Below are 15,766 nucleotides of genomic sequence, written 5' to 3'. Positions count from 1 at the left end.
CGGAGGGCACCGCGGCCCGAGGTCAGGGCCGGGTCGCCCGAAGGCGTATCACGTCTCCCGCGTGGTCCGACGTGAGGACGTCGATACGGACTCCGGCGGCCGGATCCGTGAAGGACTCGCCGGGGCCGTAGGTCCTCACGACCCGGACCGGGCCCTCGCCGGTAGGGACGGCGGAGTCGACCTTGTAGACCAGCACGCCGGTCGAGGGCGTGCCCTTGTCGTTGCCCTCGGAACGGCGGGACTCCGCGACGTAGGCCGTCGTCGGGCCGGTGCGGACCACCGCGATCTTGGTGCCGCCCGGCCGCTCGACCGGGGCCAGCCGTACCGTGCGCCGGCCGGGCGTGGCGAGACAGGCGACCTGGTCGTCGTGGGTCCAGCCGAGCTTCCAGGAGTGCCAGCCGAGGTACTGCGGGGCCTCGCCCGCGATGTTGCCCATGAGGTCCCAGCCGCCGACGAAGCGGTGGGTCTCGCCGGTGAAGGCGTACAGGTCGGGCAGGCCGAAGGTGTGGCCACTCTCGTGGTCGGCGACCTTCGGCCCCCAGCGCCACATGTCCTGCCCGAAGGTGACGGCCCATCGGACGCGCCGTCCGTCGGCGGTGACGCCGGGCGTGGCGGGGTCGAAGAGGTAGGTCGGGGAGAAGGAGATGGCGGCCGCTTCTCTGGTCGGGACGACGTACACCATGTCGTAGCGGGAGAAGTACGCGTACGGATCGGCGGCCGCGACCGCGTCGCGGAGGTACCGCTCGTGGGCCTCGAAGGTCAGGCCGCGCCGGAAGCCGTAGGACGTGGAGGCCGCGGGCATCCTGATCCAGCGGTGCAGCGGCGTGATGTCCAGGCGCGCCTCTCCGTAGGATGCCGTGCGCAACCAGCCGGCCGCGGGCGCGAGCTGGGCGGCGTAGGGGTCCGTGGGGCCGGTGGCGGGGGCGTCGGGGAAGTCGACGAAGAGGGTCAGGACGCGGTGCGTGCCGACGGCGTGCTGGAAGCGGACGGGGTCGGTGTCGTGGCCCTCGTCCGTCCAGCCGGTGGTGCCCTTGAGGGCGCAGTCAGCGCCCGGGGCGGCGGGGGCGGGTGCCGCTGTCGCCGTCGTGGGAAGCGTCAGGCAGCCCACGAGGGCCGCGGTCACCAGGGAAAGAGTGCGCATGTCTCTCCTTCTTCCGGGAGGCCGCCCGGTGAGGTGCGCGGCGGCCGTGCCCGTCGGACGGGCCGGTGTGCCCGGCCGCCCGGCGCGCTGTTCCAGGACTGTCATGACTCCCTCTCGCCGCCCTTCGCCCACAGGGAGCGCACGTGGCCGAGGTGACGGGCCATGCACTTCTCGGCGCCCTCGGCGTCGCCCGCGAGCATCAGGTCCAGGATCTCCAGGTGTTCCTCGGCGGAGGGGATGAGTTCGCCGCGCCGGTCGAGGGCGGTCAGGCCGTACAGGCGCGAGCGCTTGCGCAGGTCGCCGACGGTCTCCACGAGGCGTTCGTTGCCGGAGAGTGCCAGCAGGGTGAGGTGGAACTGCCGGTCGGCCTCGAGATAGCCGATGAGGTCGTGCTCGCGCGCGGCGCGCACGATCTCCTCGGCGACCGGGCGGAGTGCTTCGAGGTCCTCCCGGGTGGCGGTGCGCGTGACGCGGCCGGTGGTGGGGACCTCGATGAGGGTGCGGATTTCGGTGTACTGGTCCAGGTCGCGCTCGTTGACCTCGGTCACCCGGAATCCCTTGTTGCGGACGGGCTCGACCAGCCCCTCGCGGGCGAGGTCGAGCATGGCTTCGCGCACCGGGGTCGCCGAGATGCCGAAGTCCTCCGCGAGCTGCGGTGCGGAGTAGACCTCGCCGGGGCGCAGTTCGCCGGAGATGAGGGCGGCCCGCAGGGCATGGGCGACCTGGTCGCGCAGCCGCTCGGTGGCGGTGATGAGGTTGCGCTGCTTGAGGTGGCCCATGATCTCCCCGTGTCCTTGTCGTCGCGGTGCGGCGGCCTTTTTCGCGGGCCGCCGCGTCCTCGGCACGGTCGCGGCAACGCTGCCCGGCTGGTCCGTACCTGGACGGTCCAACGAGCGTACAATGTCACATCGTTCTCAGGGAGCCAGGGTGTACGTCCGGCTGGAGGTGTAGAAGTCCAGTGCCGCGCGGCCCTGTTCGCGTGGTCCGTGGCCGGACGCCTTCGTTCCGCCGAAGGGCAGGTGGAAGTCGACGCCGGTGGACGGGGCGTTGACGCGGATCATTCCGGTGTCGAGCCGGTCGAGGCCGTGCAGCGCCGCCTCCAGTGCGGCGGTGTGGACGGAGGTGACCAGGCCGTACGGGGCCGCGTTGCTGATCCGCACGGCGTGCGGCAGGTCGTCCGCGGGCAGCAGGGCGGCGACGGGGGCGAAGACCTCCTCAGTGAGCAACTGGTGGTTGCCGGGCACCTTTTCGACCACGGTGGGGGCCGCGTACCACCCGGGGCCCTCCGGGGCCGTGCCCGCGGCGAGGACGGACGCGCCGCTCAGGGCCTCGTCGAACCGGTCGCGGGCCCGGCCCGAGACGAGGGGCCCGCACACGGTGGCCGGGTCGGCGGGGTCGCCGACGGGCAGGGCGCGCAGTGCCTCGGCGAGGGCCTCGCGCAGGGGGCCCAGCGCCGCGCCGACGGCGATCACGCGGCTGGTGGCGGTGCACTTCTGCCCGGCGTATCCGGCGACGGCCGCGGCGATGTGGGCCGCGGCCCGCTCGATGTCGGCATCGGGCAGGACGATCGCCGCGTTGAGCCCGCCCGTCTCGGCCTGGACCGGGATGCCCCGGGCGGTGGCGGCGCGGGTGACGGCGCCGCCGACGGCGGTGGAGCCGGTGAAGGAGACGACGTCGGCCGCCGTGAGGACGGCGTTGCCCTCGGTCGCACCGCCGGTCACGAGCGTGAACACATCGGCGGGCACGGCCTGTTGGACGATCTCTGCCAGCCGCCGGGCGCACGCGGTGGCCTCGGGCGCGGGTTTGAGGACGACCGTGTTGCCGACGGCGAGCGCGGGCGCGGCCTTCCAGGACGGGATGGCGAAGGGGAAGTTCCAGGGGGTGATCAGGCCGGCGGCACCGTAGGGGCGGCGACGGGTGAGCAGCAGTCCGGGGCCGCCCGCCGTCTCGTGGACGGCGCCGGCCGGTTCGTAGGGCGCCTGGGCGTAGTAGCGCCAGATCGCGGCTGTGCGGGCGACCTCGGCCCGTGCCTCGGCGAGGGGTTTGCCGACCTCGCGTACGGCCAGGGCGGCGAGTTCCCCGGCGGCGGCCTCTACGGCCGTGGCGACGGCGGAGAGTGCCGAGGAGCGGGCGGCGGCGCCGGCGAGCAGCCAGCCGGGCTGGGCGGCGCGGGCGCGTTCCACGGATTCGACGGCGGCCGCGGCGCCCGGTGCGGGCACCTCGGTGACGATGTCGCGGGGGTCGGCCGGGTTGTGTGAGAGGAGGGGGGTCGGGTCGGCGGTCACAGGAGGAAGCCTCCGGGGAAGGGGTCGTCCGGGTCGAGGAAGAACTGCGCGGTGCCGGTGATCCAGGCGCGTCCGGTGACGGTGGGCACGACCGCCGGGATGCCGCCGACCCGCGTCTCCCCCACCAGGCGGCCGGTGAACCGGGTGCCGATGAAGGACTCGTTGACGAAGTCGCGGCCGAGCGGGAGCGCGCCGCGGGCGTGCAGCTGGGCCATGCGGGCGGAGGTGCCCGTGCCGCACGGCGAGCGGTCGAACCAGCCGGGGTGGATGGCCATGGCGTGCCGCGAGTGGTGGGCGTCGGAGCCGGGGGCGGCGAGATAGACGTGCTTGAGTCCGCTGATCTCGGGGTGTTCGGGGTGGACCGGCCGGTCGGGCGAGGCGTTGATCGCGTCCATGACGGCGAGTCCGGCGGCGAGCAGGTCGTCCTTGCGGGCCCGGTCGAAGGGCAGTCCCAGCGCGTCGAGTTCGACGAAGGCGTAGAAGTTTCCGCCGAAGGCCAGGTCGTAGGTGACCGTGCCGTGGCCGGGGACGTCGGTCTTGCGGTCGAGGGCCGCGCAGAAGGCGGGCACGTTGGTGAGCGTGACGGACCTGGCCGCCCCGTCCTCGACCTGTACGTCGACGGCGATCAGGCCGGCCGGGGTGTCGAGGCGCACGGTGGTGACGGGTTCGGTGACCGGCACCATGCCGGTCTCCACGAGGACGGTCGCGACGCCGATGGTGCCGTGCCCGCACATGGGCAGCAGTCCGGAGACCTCGATGTAGAGGACGCCGTAGTCGGCGTCGGGCCGGGTGGGGGGCTGGAGGACGGCGCCGCTCATGGAGGCGTGGCCGCGCGGCTCGTACATCAGGAGGGTGCGGAGGTGGTCCAGGTGCTCGGTGAAGTGGAGCCGGCGTTCGGCCATGGTGGCGCCGGGGATCACGCCGACGCCGCCGGTGATGACGCGGGTGGGCATGCCCTCGGTGTGCGAGTCGACGGCGTGGAAGACATGACGGGTGCGCACGGGCGTCCTTTCGGCGGTGCCGTGGAGTGGTCAGTGGTGTCCGTCGGCGACGGCCTTCTCGGTGGCGGCGCGCACGGCGGCCTCGGTCTCGCCCGTGAGCGGAAGGCGCGGGGGGCGGGTGGGTCCGCCGTGCCGGCCGACGATGTCCAGGGAGAGCTTGATGGCCTGCACGAACTCGGTCTTGGAGTCCCAGCGCAGCAGGGGGTGCAGGGAGCGGTAGAGGGGCAGTGCCGTCTCCAGGTCCCCGGCCACGGCCGCGTGGTAGAGCTCGGCGCAGGTGGCAGGGAAGGCGTTGGGGTAGCCCGCGACCCAGCCGACGGCACCGGCGGCGGCGAGTTCCAGGAGGACGTCGTCGGCGCCGGCCAGCAGGTCGAGTTCGGGGGCGAGTTCGGCCAGTTCGTAGGCGCGGCGGACGTCGCCGCTGAATTCCTTGACGGCCACGATGCTGCCGTCGGCGTGCAAGCGGGCCAGCAGGCCGGGGGTCAGGTCGACCTTGGTGTCGAAAGGGTTGTTGTAGGCGACGACGGGTATCCCGGCCCGCGCGACCTCGGCGTAGTGGGCGCGGACCGACCGCTCGTCGGCGCGGTAGGCGTTGGGCGGCAGCAGCAGGACGGAGCCGCAGCCGGCCTCGGCGGCCTGCTCGGCCCAGCGGCGGGCCTCGGCGCTGCCGTAGGCGGAGACGCCGGGCATCACCCGCGCCCCGTCTCCGGCCGCCTCGACGGCGGTGCGCACCAGCCGGGCGCGCTCCTCCGCGGTGAGGGTCTGGTATTCGCCGAGGGAGCCGTTGGGGACGACGCCGTCGCAGCCGTTGCCGAGGAGCCGGCGGACGTGCTCGGCGTAGGCGTCGTGATCGACGGAGAGGTCCGCGCGGAGCGGGAGCGTGGTGGCGGCCATGATGCCGCGCCAGGGCCGGTCGGTGGTCCAGGAGTGGGTGGTCATGGTGGAAACCCTTTCTTACGGAATGGCGGTTCAGGAGCCTGCGGCAGGATCGCCCAGGGCCCCGAGGGGGACAGGAACGGCGAGGGGGCGGCGGTCGGCGGCCGACGGTACGGTCCCCTGCGCCGTACCGGCGGCCGCCAGGCAGGCCACTGCCGCCCCGCACATCCGGCCCTGGCACCAGCCCATGCCGGCCCGGGTGAGGAGCTTGACGGTCCGGGTGTCCCGGGCGCCGAGGCCGGTGACGGCCTCGCGGACGGTGCCCGCGGTCACCTCCTCGCAGCGGCACACCTCGGTGTCGTCGGTGAGCCAGCCGGTCCAGCCGGGGCCGGGGGCGTGTGCGGAGGCCATGGCGTCGGCGAAGGCGCGCATCCGGTCGCGGCGCCGGGCGAGGTCCCGGACGCGCCGGCTGGTGGTGAGGGCGGGCAGGGCGCGCAGCCGGGCGGCCACGGCGATGCCGGCCAGTTCGCCCTCGGTGCGGGCCAGTTGCCAGCCGCCGGTGCCGCCGGGCTCGCCCGCGGCCCACAGGCCGGGCACCGAGGTCTCCTGGAGGTCGTCCAGGGCGAGGGCGTGCGTTCCGTCGGGCGTGCGCCGGGTGGCGCAGCCGAGGCCGGTGGCGAGCTCGGTCTGGGGCATGAGGCCGTGTCCGACGGCGAGGGCGTCACAGGCGACGCGGCGGCCGGTGCCGGACAGGGGGCGCCAGTCGCGGTCGAGCCGGGAGACGGTGACGGCTTCGACGCGGTCGGTGCCGTGCACCTCGGTGACCGCGTGGCGGGTGTGCAGCGGGACGCGGTGGCGCAGCAGGGCCGAGCCGTGCACGGTGGCTTCGAGGAGCTTGTGCGGGTTGGCGGCGAGGGTGAGCGGGTGGCGTGCGTAGCCGGTGTAGCCGGATGCCTCGACCACAGCGGGGACGTGGGCGCCCGCGGCCGCGAGCGAGGAGGCGACGGCGAGCAGGAGCGGCCCGCTCCCGGCGACGACGATCCGTGCTCCGGGCAGGACGAGCCCGGACTTGAGCATGGCCTGGGCGCCGCCGGCGCCGACGACACCGGGCAGGGTCCAGCCGGGGAAGGGCAGTTGCCGCTCGTACGCGCCGGTGGCGAGGAGGACCGCGCGGGCCCGGACGCGGGCCGGGGTCCCGCCGTCGGCGCCGGTGAGGGCGTGCGCGGTCCACGCGTGGCCGTCCTGCCGGGTGAGGGCCCATACGTGGTGGTGGGCGAGGTGGGTGACGCCGCTCGCTTGGAGGCGGCGGCGCAGTTCGGCGAAGGCGGCCCAGTCGTGGTGCAGGGCCTGCGGCCGGCCGGCGCCGAGCCCGGGGGCGGGGTGGCGGAAGAACTGGCCGCCGGTCTGTCCGGTGGCGTCCAGGAGGGCGACGGTCAGGCCGAGTTCGCGGGCGGTGGCGGCTCCGGCGAGGCCGGCGGGTCCGGCGCCGATCACCGCGAGGTCGTAGCTCTCAGACGGCGAGGCCGGCATGGCCGTGTCCCTCCTGGGTGGTGATCGTGTCCCCGGGCCGGGCGGGTATCAGGCAGGCCCGGCGGTTGGGTTCTCCGTTGACGGTGGCGAGGCAGTCGTAGCACTGGCCGATGCCGCAGAACGCGCCGCGCGGGCGGCCGCCGTGCCGGGTGGTGCGCCAGGCGAGGATGCCGGCGCCCCACAGTGCGGCGGCGACGGACTGGCCGGGCAGGGCGCTGACCGTACGGCCGTCGAAGGTGATCTCGAAGGGCGGGCCGGGCTCCGCCCTGACCAGGCCGGCGGGGGTACGGGCCACTTGCGGGTCTCCTTACGGTGAGCGGCGGGAAGGGGGCGGCGGGCCGGGGCGGGGGTTCAGGCCGCCGGGGTGAAGCGGCCCGGGTGGAACGGGCCCGCGTCGAGCGGAGGTTCGTCCCCCGTGAGGAGCCGGGCGATGAGGAGGCCGGTGGCCGGGGCGAGCCCGATGCCCGCGCCCTCGTGCCCGCAGGCGTGCAGCAGTCCGGGGACGCGGGGGTCGGGGCCGATGGCGGGCAGGTGGTCGGGCAGATAGGGGCGGAATCCGGCGTACGTGCGCATGACGCGCATGCCGGCCAGCACCGGGAAGAGTGCCGTGGCCTGGGTGGCGAGGCGGCGGATGGCGTCCACCGACAGGGTGCGGTCGAAGCCGACCCGCTCGCGGCTGGCGCCGATGAGGACCGGCCCGGCGGGTGTGCCCTCGACGACCGCGGAGGTCTGCAGTGCCGCCGAGTCGCTGGCGACGTCCGTGACGTAGTCGGCGGCGTAGACCTTGTGCCGCACGAGGCGTGGCAGGGGTTCGGTGACGAGCACGAAGCCGCGGCGGGGCAGCACGGGCAGGTGGCTGCCGGCGAGCCGGGCCACCTCGCCGCCCCAGGTGCCGGCCGCGTTGACCACGTGCGGGGCGTGCAGTTCCCCGGTCGCGGTACGCACGCCCCGCACTCTTCCGTGTGCGCCGGTGAGGACGGCGGTGACCTCCTCGCCGGTGCGCAGCCGGGCCCCCGAGGCGCGCAGCAGGTGGGCGGCGGCGAGGGCGGGCTGGACCTGGGCGTCCTGCGGATAGTGGAAGCCGCCGCCGAGCCCGGGGGCGAGGTGCGGCTCCAGGTCGTGCAGCCTGTCGGGCGCGACCTCCTCGGCGATGACGCCGGCCCCGGTCTGGGCCTCGGCGAGCTTCCGCAGCGCGGCCGTGCCGGTGGTGTCGGAGGCGACGACGAGGCCGCCCTTGGCCTCGTACTCGACGCCCACCGGGAGGCACTGGGCCAGCTCCCGCCACAACCGGGTGGAGAGCAGGGCGAGTTCGAGCTCCGGGCCGGGTTCCTTGTCGGAGACCAGGAGGTTTCCCTCGCCGGCACCGGTGGTGCCGCCGGCGACGGGGCCGCGGTCGAGCACGGTGACGGAGAGGCCGGAGCGGGCGGCGTAGTAGGCGCAGGCAGCGCCTGTCACGCCCGCTCCGACGACGATGACGTCCGTGGGGTTACTCAAGGGCACGTCAGTAATATTTCACATTGCACTACGTCTGCCAAGAGCCTGCCCCGGACTCGCCTCTCCCCCATGTCCCGCTATCCGGCGAGGAGTTCGCCCATCCACGCCTCGACCGCGTCGGGTGTGCGCGGCAGGGCCCCTGACAGCAGGCGTGCCCCGCCGGCCGTGATGACCAGGTCGTCCTCGATCCGCACGCCGATGCCGCGGAGTTCGGGCGGCAGCGTCTCATCGTCGGGCTGGAGGTAGAGGCCGGGCTCCACGGTGAGCACGTGCCCCTCCTCCAGGACACCGTCGAGGTAGGTGTCCGCCCGCGCCTGGGCGCAGTCGTGGACGTCGAGGCCGAGCATGTGGCCGCTGCTGCACAGGGTGTACCGGCGGTGGAGTTCCCCCTCGGCGCCCTTGAGGACGCCCCATTCGGTGAGCCCTTCGGCGATGACCCGCATGCCGGCCCGGTGGAAGTCGCGGAAGCTCGCTCCGGGCTTGAGCGCGGCCATGCCCGCTTCCTGGGCGGCGAGGACGAGTTCGTAGACCTGCCGCTGGACGGGCGAGAAGCGGCCCGACAGCGGGAGGGTGCGGGTGATGTCGGCGGTGTAGAGGGTGTCCGTCTCCACTCCGGCGTCCAGCAGGAGGAGTTCGCGGGGGTCGAGGCGGCCGTCGTTGCGGATCCAGTGCAGGACGCAGGCGTGCGCCCCGGAGGCGGCGATGGTCTCGTAGCCGGTGCCGTTGCCCTCCGCGCGGGCGCGCAGGCCGAAGACGCCCTCGATCCAGCGCTCGCCGCGCGGGTGCGCCAGGGCGCGCGGCAGCGCCCGTACGACGTCCTCGAAGCCGGTGGCGGTGTGGTCCACCGCCAGTTGCAGCTGCTCGACCTCCCAGGCGTCCTTGACCAGGCGCAGCTCGCTGAGCGCGGCGGCGAGTGCGGGGTCGCGGGAGGCGTCGCGGCCGGGCGGCGTCCGGCCGAGGGTGCCGATGTGCGCGCAGCGCATACCGGTGACGCGCTCGGCCTCGGCGAGGTCGGGGCGCCTGCCGACCCAGAACTCGCCGTAGCGCCGGTCGCGGTAGAACTCCTCTTCCTCCCGCGGGGAACGCGGCCGGACGTACAGCACGGCCTCGTGCCGGTGCGGGCCGTCCGGCTCCAGGACCAGCACGTGACCGGCCTGTTCCTCGCCGGTCAGCCCGGTGAGCCAGGCGTACGCGCTGTGGGGGCGGAAGCGGTGGTCGCAGTCGTTGGAGCGGACCGTGAGCTCGCCCGCGGGCACGACCAGGCGTTCGCCGGGGAAGCGCGTTGAAAGCCTTGCCCTGCGCGCGGCGGCGAGGTCCGCGACCGGCAGCCGGATGTCGCCGGACAGCGGTGTCGCGGCCCAGCCGCCCGCCATGAACTCCTGGAGCTCCGTCGACACCGGCAGGTCATGACTCACCGTCCGGACAGCGGGTTCTCTCACGGTACTTCCTCCTCGGGTTCGGGTGGACGCGGGGACGACAGCCCCTCAGCCGCCGACGATCAGGAGGGCTCCCCTCCACTTCACGTCTCACGCAATCCATGACGCCTGAAGGGTTGTCAGTAACATTTCACATTACTACGTTACACATCACGTGGCACGGGAGCGGCCCCCACGAGCCGCCTGCCGGACGGCAGTTGACGCACCGCTCACGCCACCGCTCCACACGCGCACCGCCTCCACGTGCGCGCTACCCCAACACCTCCCACACCCAGGAGTCCTCGGTGTATCGCTCCAGATCCCTGCGCGCCTCCCTGCTGACCGCCGCCATAGCCACGGCGCTCTGCGCCACCGTCGTACAGCCGGGCCACGCGGACTCCCCCAGGTCCGCCGGATCCACCGCCGCGGCGCCGACCGCACGGCCGGACACCCCCACGCCGAACCCCTTCGACGAGGTCACCCGGCTCGCGAAGGCCCCGCGGCCCGCGATCGAGTCCCCCACCGCGCCGGGCGGCCTGACCGGCGGTCGCGTGGCCGGCCCCCGTACGGACAAGCCGAAGACCACGAAGGGCACCAAGGGCACAGCCCCCGCCGCCAGGCTCGGCGGCACCGCCGTGCCGTGCACGCTCGACGGCATCACCGGGCTCGCCCCCGAACAGTTCGCCGACTTCCTCGCCGACCCGGCCGTCACCGCCGACAGCTGCCTGCGGACCGTGCTGTGGACGTGGGACCAGCGGCTGGTCCCGATCATGTCGAGAGCACACGTCCAGGCAGTCTCCCGGCGGATCGAGAGCCTCGCCGCCGCGCACGACGGGAAGAACGGCAGCCACCTGCTGGAGATGTTCACCTATCTCCACGCGGTGGCCTACCAGGACTTCTCGCACGACGAGATCGACATCACCGACGCGCCGACCGTCGAGGCCATGCGCCGCGCCATCGACGGCTTCGGCACGGCGGCCCACACCTTCGACGCCACCCGCACCAACGCGGAGACACTGCGCGAGGCCCTGGACGCGGGCAGCGCGCCGGGCCTGCGCCAGCACCAACTGCCGCTGGTCAAGCGGGTTCTCGCGACGATGGACGCCACACACCCGGCGACGGCCACGGACACCTCCTGGGGCGGTGCCGCGCTCGCCGCGCTGACCCTGAACTACCTCGGCGTCTACCCCGGCAACCACGACGACGCCTTCCGCGCGGCCGTCACCGCCGACGCCTCCTACCGGGACGCCTTCAAGGCGTTCGCCGGCTACACCCACCTCAAGGGGACGGCCAACGCCTGGGTGGTCCGCGACGCGGTGGGCGAATACGGACGCATGGGCCAGATCGACGCCCTGAAGGCCGAGATCACCGGCGACCTCGGCGGGCTGCTGACCACCACGGCCCACAACTTCGGCGAGGGCAGCGAGCCGTGGGCGAAGGTCGTCACCTGGCTCAACGAGTTCGGCGCCTGTCAGCAGTACGGGGTGTGCAAGGAGGACATCGAGCGCCGCCTCTTCCCCCACACCTATACGTACGACAACGGCGGCATCAAGGTGCGCACCGCGCTGGACCGGGCCACCGTCGACCAGCTCTACTACGCGAGCAAGCAGGTCAAGGCGCAGTTCTTCCGCGTGCTGGGCACCGATCGGCCGCTGGCGGACGACACCAACACCACGCTGAACATCGTGCTGTACGCCTCGCGAGCGGACTACGAGGTCTACCACCCGCTGCTGACGGGCATGGCCACCAACAACGGCGGCGTCTACATCGAGAAAGGCGCCACCTTCTACACCTACCAGCGCCGCGTCCCGCAGGACTCCACGCTCACGCTGGAGGAGCTGTTCCGCCACGAGTACACCCACTACCTCAACGGCCGCTGGGCGGTGCCCGGCCTGTTCGGCGAGGGCCCCTGGTTCCAGGGGGACCGCACCACGGCGATGGACGAGGGGACGGCGGAGTTCTTCGACGGCTCCACCCGCGACGAAGGCATCAAGGTCCGCAAGTCGCTGGTGCAGAGCATCATCAGCGACACGGCCGGCGGCAAGCCGCGCATGACGGTGGACCAGCTGCTGCACGCGCAGTACGAAAGGGACGGCTTCCGCTTCTACTCCTACGCGGGCACGTTCTTCGAGTTCCTCTGGGCCGAGCACCCCTCCCTGCTGCGCGAGATGTACGGCTACGAGCGGGCGAACGACCCGGCCGGCTTCGACGCCTGGCGCGACCGCATGGGCCGCGACGCGGGCCTCCAGAGCGCGTACGACGCCTTCCTGGACCAGCAGATCGCCAAGGTCAAGGACCTGTACGTACCGAGCACCAGCTTCACGCCGGTGGACGAGCTCCAGGACGCCTCCGCCGCCGAGGTCCGCTCCTCCTTCGCCGGGGCCACCGGCGCGACACCCGACTGCTCGGCCGCCGGGTCGCCCGACCGCCCCCGGTTCGTCTGCACGGGCCGCGTCACCGCGAACCTGAGCAGCCCCGGCAACGCCGACCTGGTCTTCAAGGACATGTCCCGGACGGTCGACTACTTCCTCCTCGACCGCGCCAAGGCGGGCTCGGACAACCTCGCCGACATGAACTGCTCCTTCGGCAAGGTCGACCTCTGGTCCGACCGCCCCGCGGGGACGGCGGACTACAGCTGCGAGGGCCCGCTGCGCGGCTGACGCCTTCCGGGCCCCGCGACTCTCCCCACCAGGGCGGTCGCGGGGCTCAGTCGACCGGCAGGCCCCGCGGTTCCTTGATCCGCTTCATGATGATCTGCGAGTTGACCTCGGTGATGCCGGACAGCGTGGTGAGCCGCTCGATCCACAGCCGCTCGTAGGCGGTGATGTCGGCGACCGCGATGCGCAGCAGACAGCCGGGGCTGCCGAAGAGGCGGTACGCCTCGATGACGTCGGGGATGTCCTGGAGTGCCGCCTCGAACGCCTCGACCGCCTCCCGGTCGCGCCTGACCTCGACGGAGACGAGAACCTCGAAGCTCCTCCCGACGGCTTCGGGGTCGATGACCGCGCGGTAGCCCCGGATGACCCCGTCCTGTTCGAGCTGACGGACGCGGCGCATGCACGGGGAGGACGTGAGGCCCACCCGCTGGGCCAGCTCCTGGATGGTCAGCCGGCCGTCGTCCTGGAGCTCGCGCAAGATATTTCTGTCAATCTCGTCCACGGCGCAATTATCCACCACGCCTTCCCGGCCGGCCTGCCCGATTTGGCGACCCGATTGCGCGCGATTCGTCCTATGGTTGCTGCCGCCCCGAGCGCCACCCGAACCGGCGTACGAGGGCGTGACCGCGGTGGACCACCCACGGCAGGCATCCGCCGTGCCGCACGCCACCGCGCGGCAGTGATCTTCGGCAGAGGGAGCGGGCAGACATGGGACAGGTCGTCGTCATCAGCACGGGCGGGACGATCGCCAGCCGCTGGCAGGGATCCGGTTTCGCCGCCGAGGCCGGTGGCGCGGACGTGCTGGCCACGGCCGCCGTGCCCGAGGGCGTGTCCGTACGGGTCGTCGACCTGATGAGCGTGAACAGCGCCCGGCTCACCACCGCCCACCAGCTGACGCTGCTGCGCACCGTGCGCGAGGTGCTGGCCGACCCCGGTGTGGACGGGATCGTCGTCACGCACGGCACGGACACGCTGGAGGAGACCGCCTTCCTGCTCGACCTCCACCACGACGACCCCCGTCCGGTGGTCTTCACCGGCGCCCAGCGCCCGCTTGAGGACCCGGACGGCGACGGGCCGCGCAATCTCCACGACGCGCTGCTGACGGCGGCCTCGGTGCGCGGCCTCGGTGTCCTCATAGTCTTCGACGGCCAGGTGCACGCCGCGCGCGGCACGGTGAAGGTGCGCACGCTGGCGGCCGACGCCTTCGCCGACCCCTCCGGCAGCCGGGTCGCGGACGTGGCAGCCGACGGGGTCGTCGTCCACCGGCGCCCCGAGCGCCCGGCGCCGCTCCCCCTGCCGCCGGCCGAGGAGCCGCTGCCCCGGATCGACGTCGTCATGCACCACTGCGACGCGGACACACTCTTCCTCGACACCGCCGTCCGGGCGGGCGCCCAGGGCATCGTGCTGGTGGCCACGGGAGCGGGCAACGCCACCCCGGAGATCAGCGCCGCCGTCGAGGCGGCGGTCGCCCGCGGCGTGCTCGTCGCCGTGACCACGCGCGTGCCCATCGGGCCGGTCGCGGAGATCTACACCCACGGCGGCGCGGTGGACCTCGCCGCCGCCGGAGCGGTGCTGACCGGCACCCTGCGCGGCGGCCAGGCACGGATCGCCGTGCTCGCCGCGGCCCTCGCCTCCACCGACCCGGCGGAGCGCCTCCGCACACTGCGGCATGTGCTCGGCACCCCCGTGGCCGCCGCCCAGGCCTGACGCCCTCCCCTCTCTCCCCCTCCTCCCCCACGCACACCTGATCGGATCCCCATGTCGGCACCCGTTCCCGCCCCCGCCTCGCCCCTCAGCCGCTCCGAGTCCAGCCCCGAGTTCCGCACCGAGCACGACCTGCTCGGCGACAGGGACGTCCCCGCGGCGGCGTACTACGGCGTCCACACCCTGCGGGCCGTGGAGAACTTCCCCGTCACCGGCACCCCGATCGGCGCCTCCCCCGACCTCGTCATCGCCCTGGCCTGCGTCAAGCAGGCCGCAGCCCAGGCCAACCACGACCTCGGGCTGCTCGACGGACGCAAGGCGGACGCCATCGTGCGGGCCTGCGAGGAGATCCGCGCCGGGCGGCTCCACGACCAGTTCGTCGTCGACGTCATCCAGGGCGGCGCGGGGACGTCCACCAACATGAACGCCAACGAGGTCGTCGCCAACCGGGCGCTCGAACTCCTCGGCCACGAGAAGGGCGACTACCGCCACCTCCACCCGCTGGAGGACGTCAACGCCGGGCAGAGCACCAACGACGTCTACCCCACCGCCGTCGGCCTCTCCCTCCAGTTCGCCGCCGACCGCCTGCTGGACGCCATGGAGGTGCTGCGGCAGGCGTTCGCGGCCAAGGCCGAGGAGTTCGCCGACGTCCTCAAGATGGGCCGCACCCAGCTCCAGGACGCGGTGCCCATGACGCTCGGCCAGGAGTTCGCCGCCTACGCCGTCATGCTGGCCGAGGACCGGGCGCGCCTGGACGAGGCCCGTACCCTGCTGCGCGAGATCAACCTCGGCGGCACCGCCATCGGCACCGGCCTCAACTCCCACCCGCGGTACGCCGAGGTGGCCTGCGCGCACCTGGGTGCCATCACCGGCATACCGCTCACCGTGGCCGGCGACCTCGTCGAGGCCACCCAGGACGTGGGCGCGTTCGTCCAGCTCTCCGGCGTGCTCAAGCGGATCGCCGTCAAGCTCTCCAAGACCTGCAACGACCTGCGCCTGCTCTCGTGCGGCCCCCGCGCCGGACTGGCGGAGATCAACCTGCCGCCCGTGCAGGCGGGTTCGAGCATCATGCCCGGCAAGGTGAACCCGGTGATCCCCGAGGTGGTCAACCAGATCGCCTTCGAGGTCATCGGCAACGACGTGACCGTCACCTTCGCCGCCGAGGCCGGCCAGCTCCAGCTCAACGCCTTCGAACCGGTCATCGCGCACAGCCTGCTCAAGAGCCTCACCCACCTGCGGGCCGGCTGCCTGACGCTGGCCGAGCGGTGCGTCGACGGCATCACCGCCAACCGCGAGCACCTGGCGCGGCTCATCGGCCAGTCGATCGGCCTGGCCACCGCGCTCAACCCGCACATCGGCTACGAACAGGCCACCGCCGTCGCCCAGGAGGCACTGACCACCGGTGCCTCGGTGCAGGACCTCGTCCTGGCCAAGGGCCTGCTCACCCCGGAGCGGCTCCGCGAGATCCTCCACCCGGACAGCCTCGCCCGCCCGCACGTGCGGGCAGCCACCGCGTCCTGAACCCCGTTCCGACACCACCACCCGAAGCAGAAGGAAGTACCATCCCGATGGCAACGGCGCCAAGCGTCTCGTACTCGATGACGGTCCGGCTGGAGGTCCCCGCGAGCGGGACCGCGGTCAGCCAGCTGACCACGGCCGTGGA

The 15,766-nt window shown here is 73.3% G+C and carries 13 protein-coding genes; 3 read left to right on the top strand and 10 right to left on the bottom strand.

Going from position 1 to position 15,766, the window contains the following annotated elements:
- Positions 1-22: 22 nt before the first annotated feature.
- The 9 genes from ACFY1P_RS31110 to ACFY1P_RS31070 form a co-directional block, all read right to left on the bottom strand.
- Positions 23-1,141: a M6 family metalloprotease domain-containing protein gene (locus tag ACFY1P_RS31110; RefSeq protein ID WP_390752505.1), complete on the bottom strand. Its 1,119-nt coding sequence runs from the start codon at positions 1,139-1,141 to the stop codon at positions 23-25.
- 101 nt (positions 1,142-1,242) lie between these two features.
- A complete protein-coding gene (locus ACFY1P_RS31105) occupies positions 1,243-1,920 on the bottom strand; it encodes a GntR family transcriptional regulator (protein ID WP_361521510.1) in 678 nt (225 codons plus the stop codon).
- 135 nt (positions 1,921-2,055) lie between these two features.
- Positions 2,056-3,426: an aldehyde dehydrogenase family protein gene (locus tag ACFY1P_RS31100; protein WP_390752504.1), complete on the bottom strand. Its 1,371-nt coding sequence runs from the start codon at positions 3,424-3,426 to the stop codon at positions 2,056-2,058.
- Positions 3,423-4,427: a proline racemase family protein gene (locus tag ACFY1P_RS31095; RefSeq protein WP_361521515.1), complete on the bottom strand. Its 1,005-nt coding sequence runs from the start codon at positions 4,425-4,427 to the stop codon at positions 3,423-3,425. Before ACFY1P_RS31095 ends, ACFY1P_RS31100 begins: the two co-directional genes overlap by 4 nt.
- Before the next feature lie 30 nt (positions 4,428-4,457).
- Positions 4,458-5,366, bottom strand: a complete 909-nt coding sequence (locus ACFY1P_RS31090; protein WP_361521518.1) for a dihydrodipicolinate synthase family protein — start codon at positions 5,364-5,366, stop codon at positions 4,458-4,460.
- A 30-nt stretch (positions 5,367-5,396) separates the two neighbouring features.
- On the bottom strand, positions 5,397-6,833 hold the full coding sequence (locus ACFY1P_RS31085; protein WP_390752503.1) for an FAD-dependent oxidoreductase: 1,437 nt from the start codon (positions 6,831-6,833) through the stop codon (positions 5,397-5,399).
- Entirely contained in the window at positions 6,814-7,128 is a 315-nt protein-coding gene (locus ACFY1P_RS31080; RefSeq protein WP_361521523.1) for a (2Fe-2S)-binding protein, read from the bottom strand. The genes ACFY1P_RS31085 and ACFY1P_RS31080 overlap by 20 nt, the downstream gene beginning before the upstream one ends.
- 56 nt (positions 7,129-7,184) lie before the next feature.
- Complete coding sequence (locus ACFY1P_RS31075; RefSeq protein ID WP_361521526.1) at positions 7,185-8,333, bottom strand: FAD-binding oxidoreductase; 1,149 nt, start codon at positions 8,331-8,333, stop codon at positions 7,185-7,187.
- 71 nt (positions 8,334-8,404) lie between these two features.
- Positions 8,405-9,766 (bottom strand): aminopeptidase P family protein, encoded by a 1,362-nt coding sequence (locus tag ACFY1P_RS31070; RefSeq protein ID WP_361521529.1) that lies wholly within the window; start codon positions 9,764-9,766, stop codon positions 8,405-8,407.
- A gap of 281 nt (positions 9,767-10,047) precedes the next feature.
- Between ACFY1P_RS31070 and ACFY1P_RS31065 the strand changes: the two genes are divergently transcribed.
- Complete coding sequence (locus ACFY1P_RS31065) at positions 10,048-12,402, top strand: collagenase (protein ID WP_390752502.1); 2,355 nt, start codon at positions 10,048-10,050, stop codon at positions 12,400-12,402.
- A 46-nt stretch (positions 12,403-12,448) separates the two neighbouring features.
- Here the strand turns inward: ACFY1P_RS31065 and ACFY1P_RS31060 are convergent, their stop codons facing one another.
- A complete protein-coding gene (locus tag ACFY1P_RS31060; protein ID WP_361521534.1) occupies positions 12,449-12,901 on the bottom strand; it encodes an Lrp/AsnC family transcriptional regulator in 453 nt (150 codons plus the stop codon).
- 206 nt (positions 12,902-13,107) lie between these two features.
- On the opposite strand from ACFY1P_RS31060, the gene ACFY1P_RS31055 reads away from it, so the two are divergent.
- Positions 13,108-14,106: an asparaginase gene (locus ACFY1P_RS31055; protein WP_390752501.1), complete on the top strand. Its 999-nt coding sequence runs from the start codon at positions 13,108-13,110 to the stop codon at positions 14,104-14,106.
- 51 nt (positions 14,107-14,157) lie between these two features.
- Positions 14,158-15,624 (top strand): aspartate ammonia-lyase, encoded by a 1,467-nt coding sequence (locus ACFY1P_RS31050; protein WP_390752500.1) that lies wholly within the window; start codon positions 14,158-14,160, stop codon positions 15,622-15,624.
- Positions 15,625-15,766: the final 142 nt, after the last annotated feature.

Origin of the sequence: Streptomyces sp. NPDC001407 (assembly GCF_042895325.1) — a bacterium.
GTDB lineage: Bacteria > Actinomycetota > Actinomycetes > Streptomycetales > Streptomycetaceae > Streptomyces.
The sequence above is the reverse complement of the archived record's forward strand: the minus strand, read 5'-3'. Positions and strand labels throughout refer to the sequence as shown.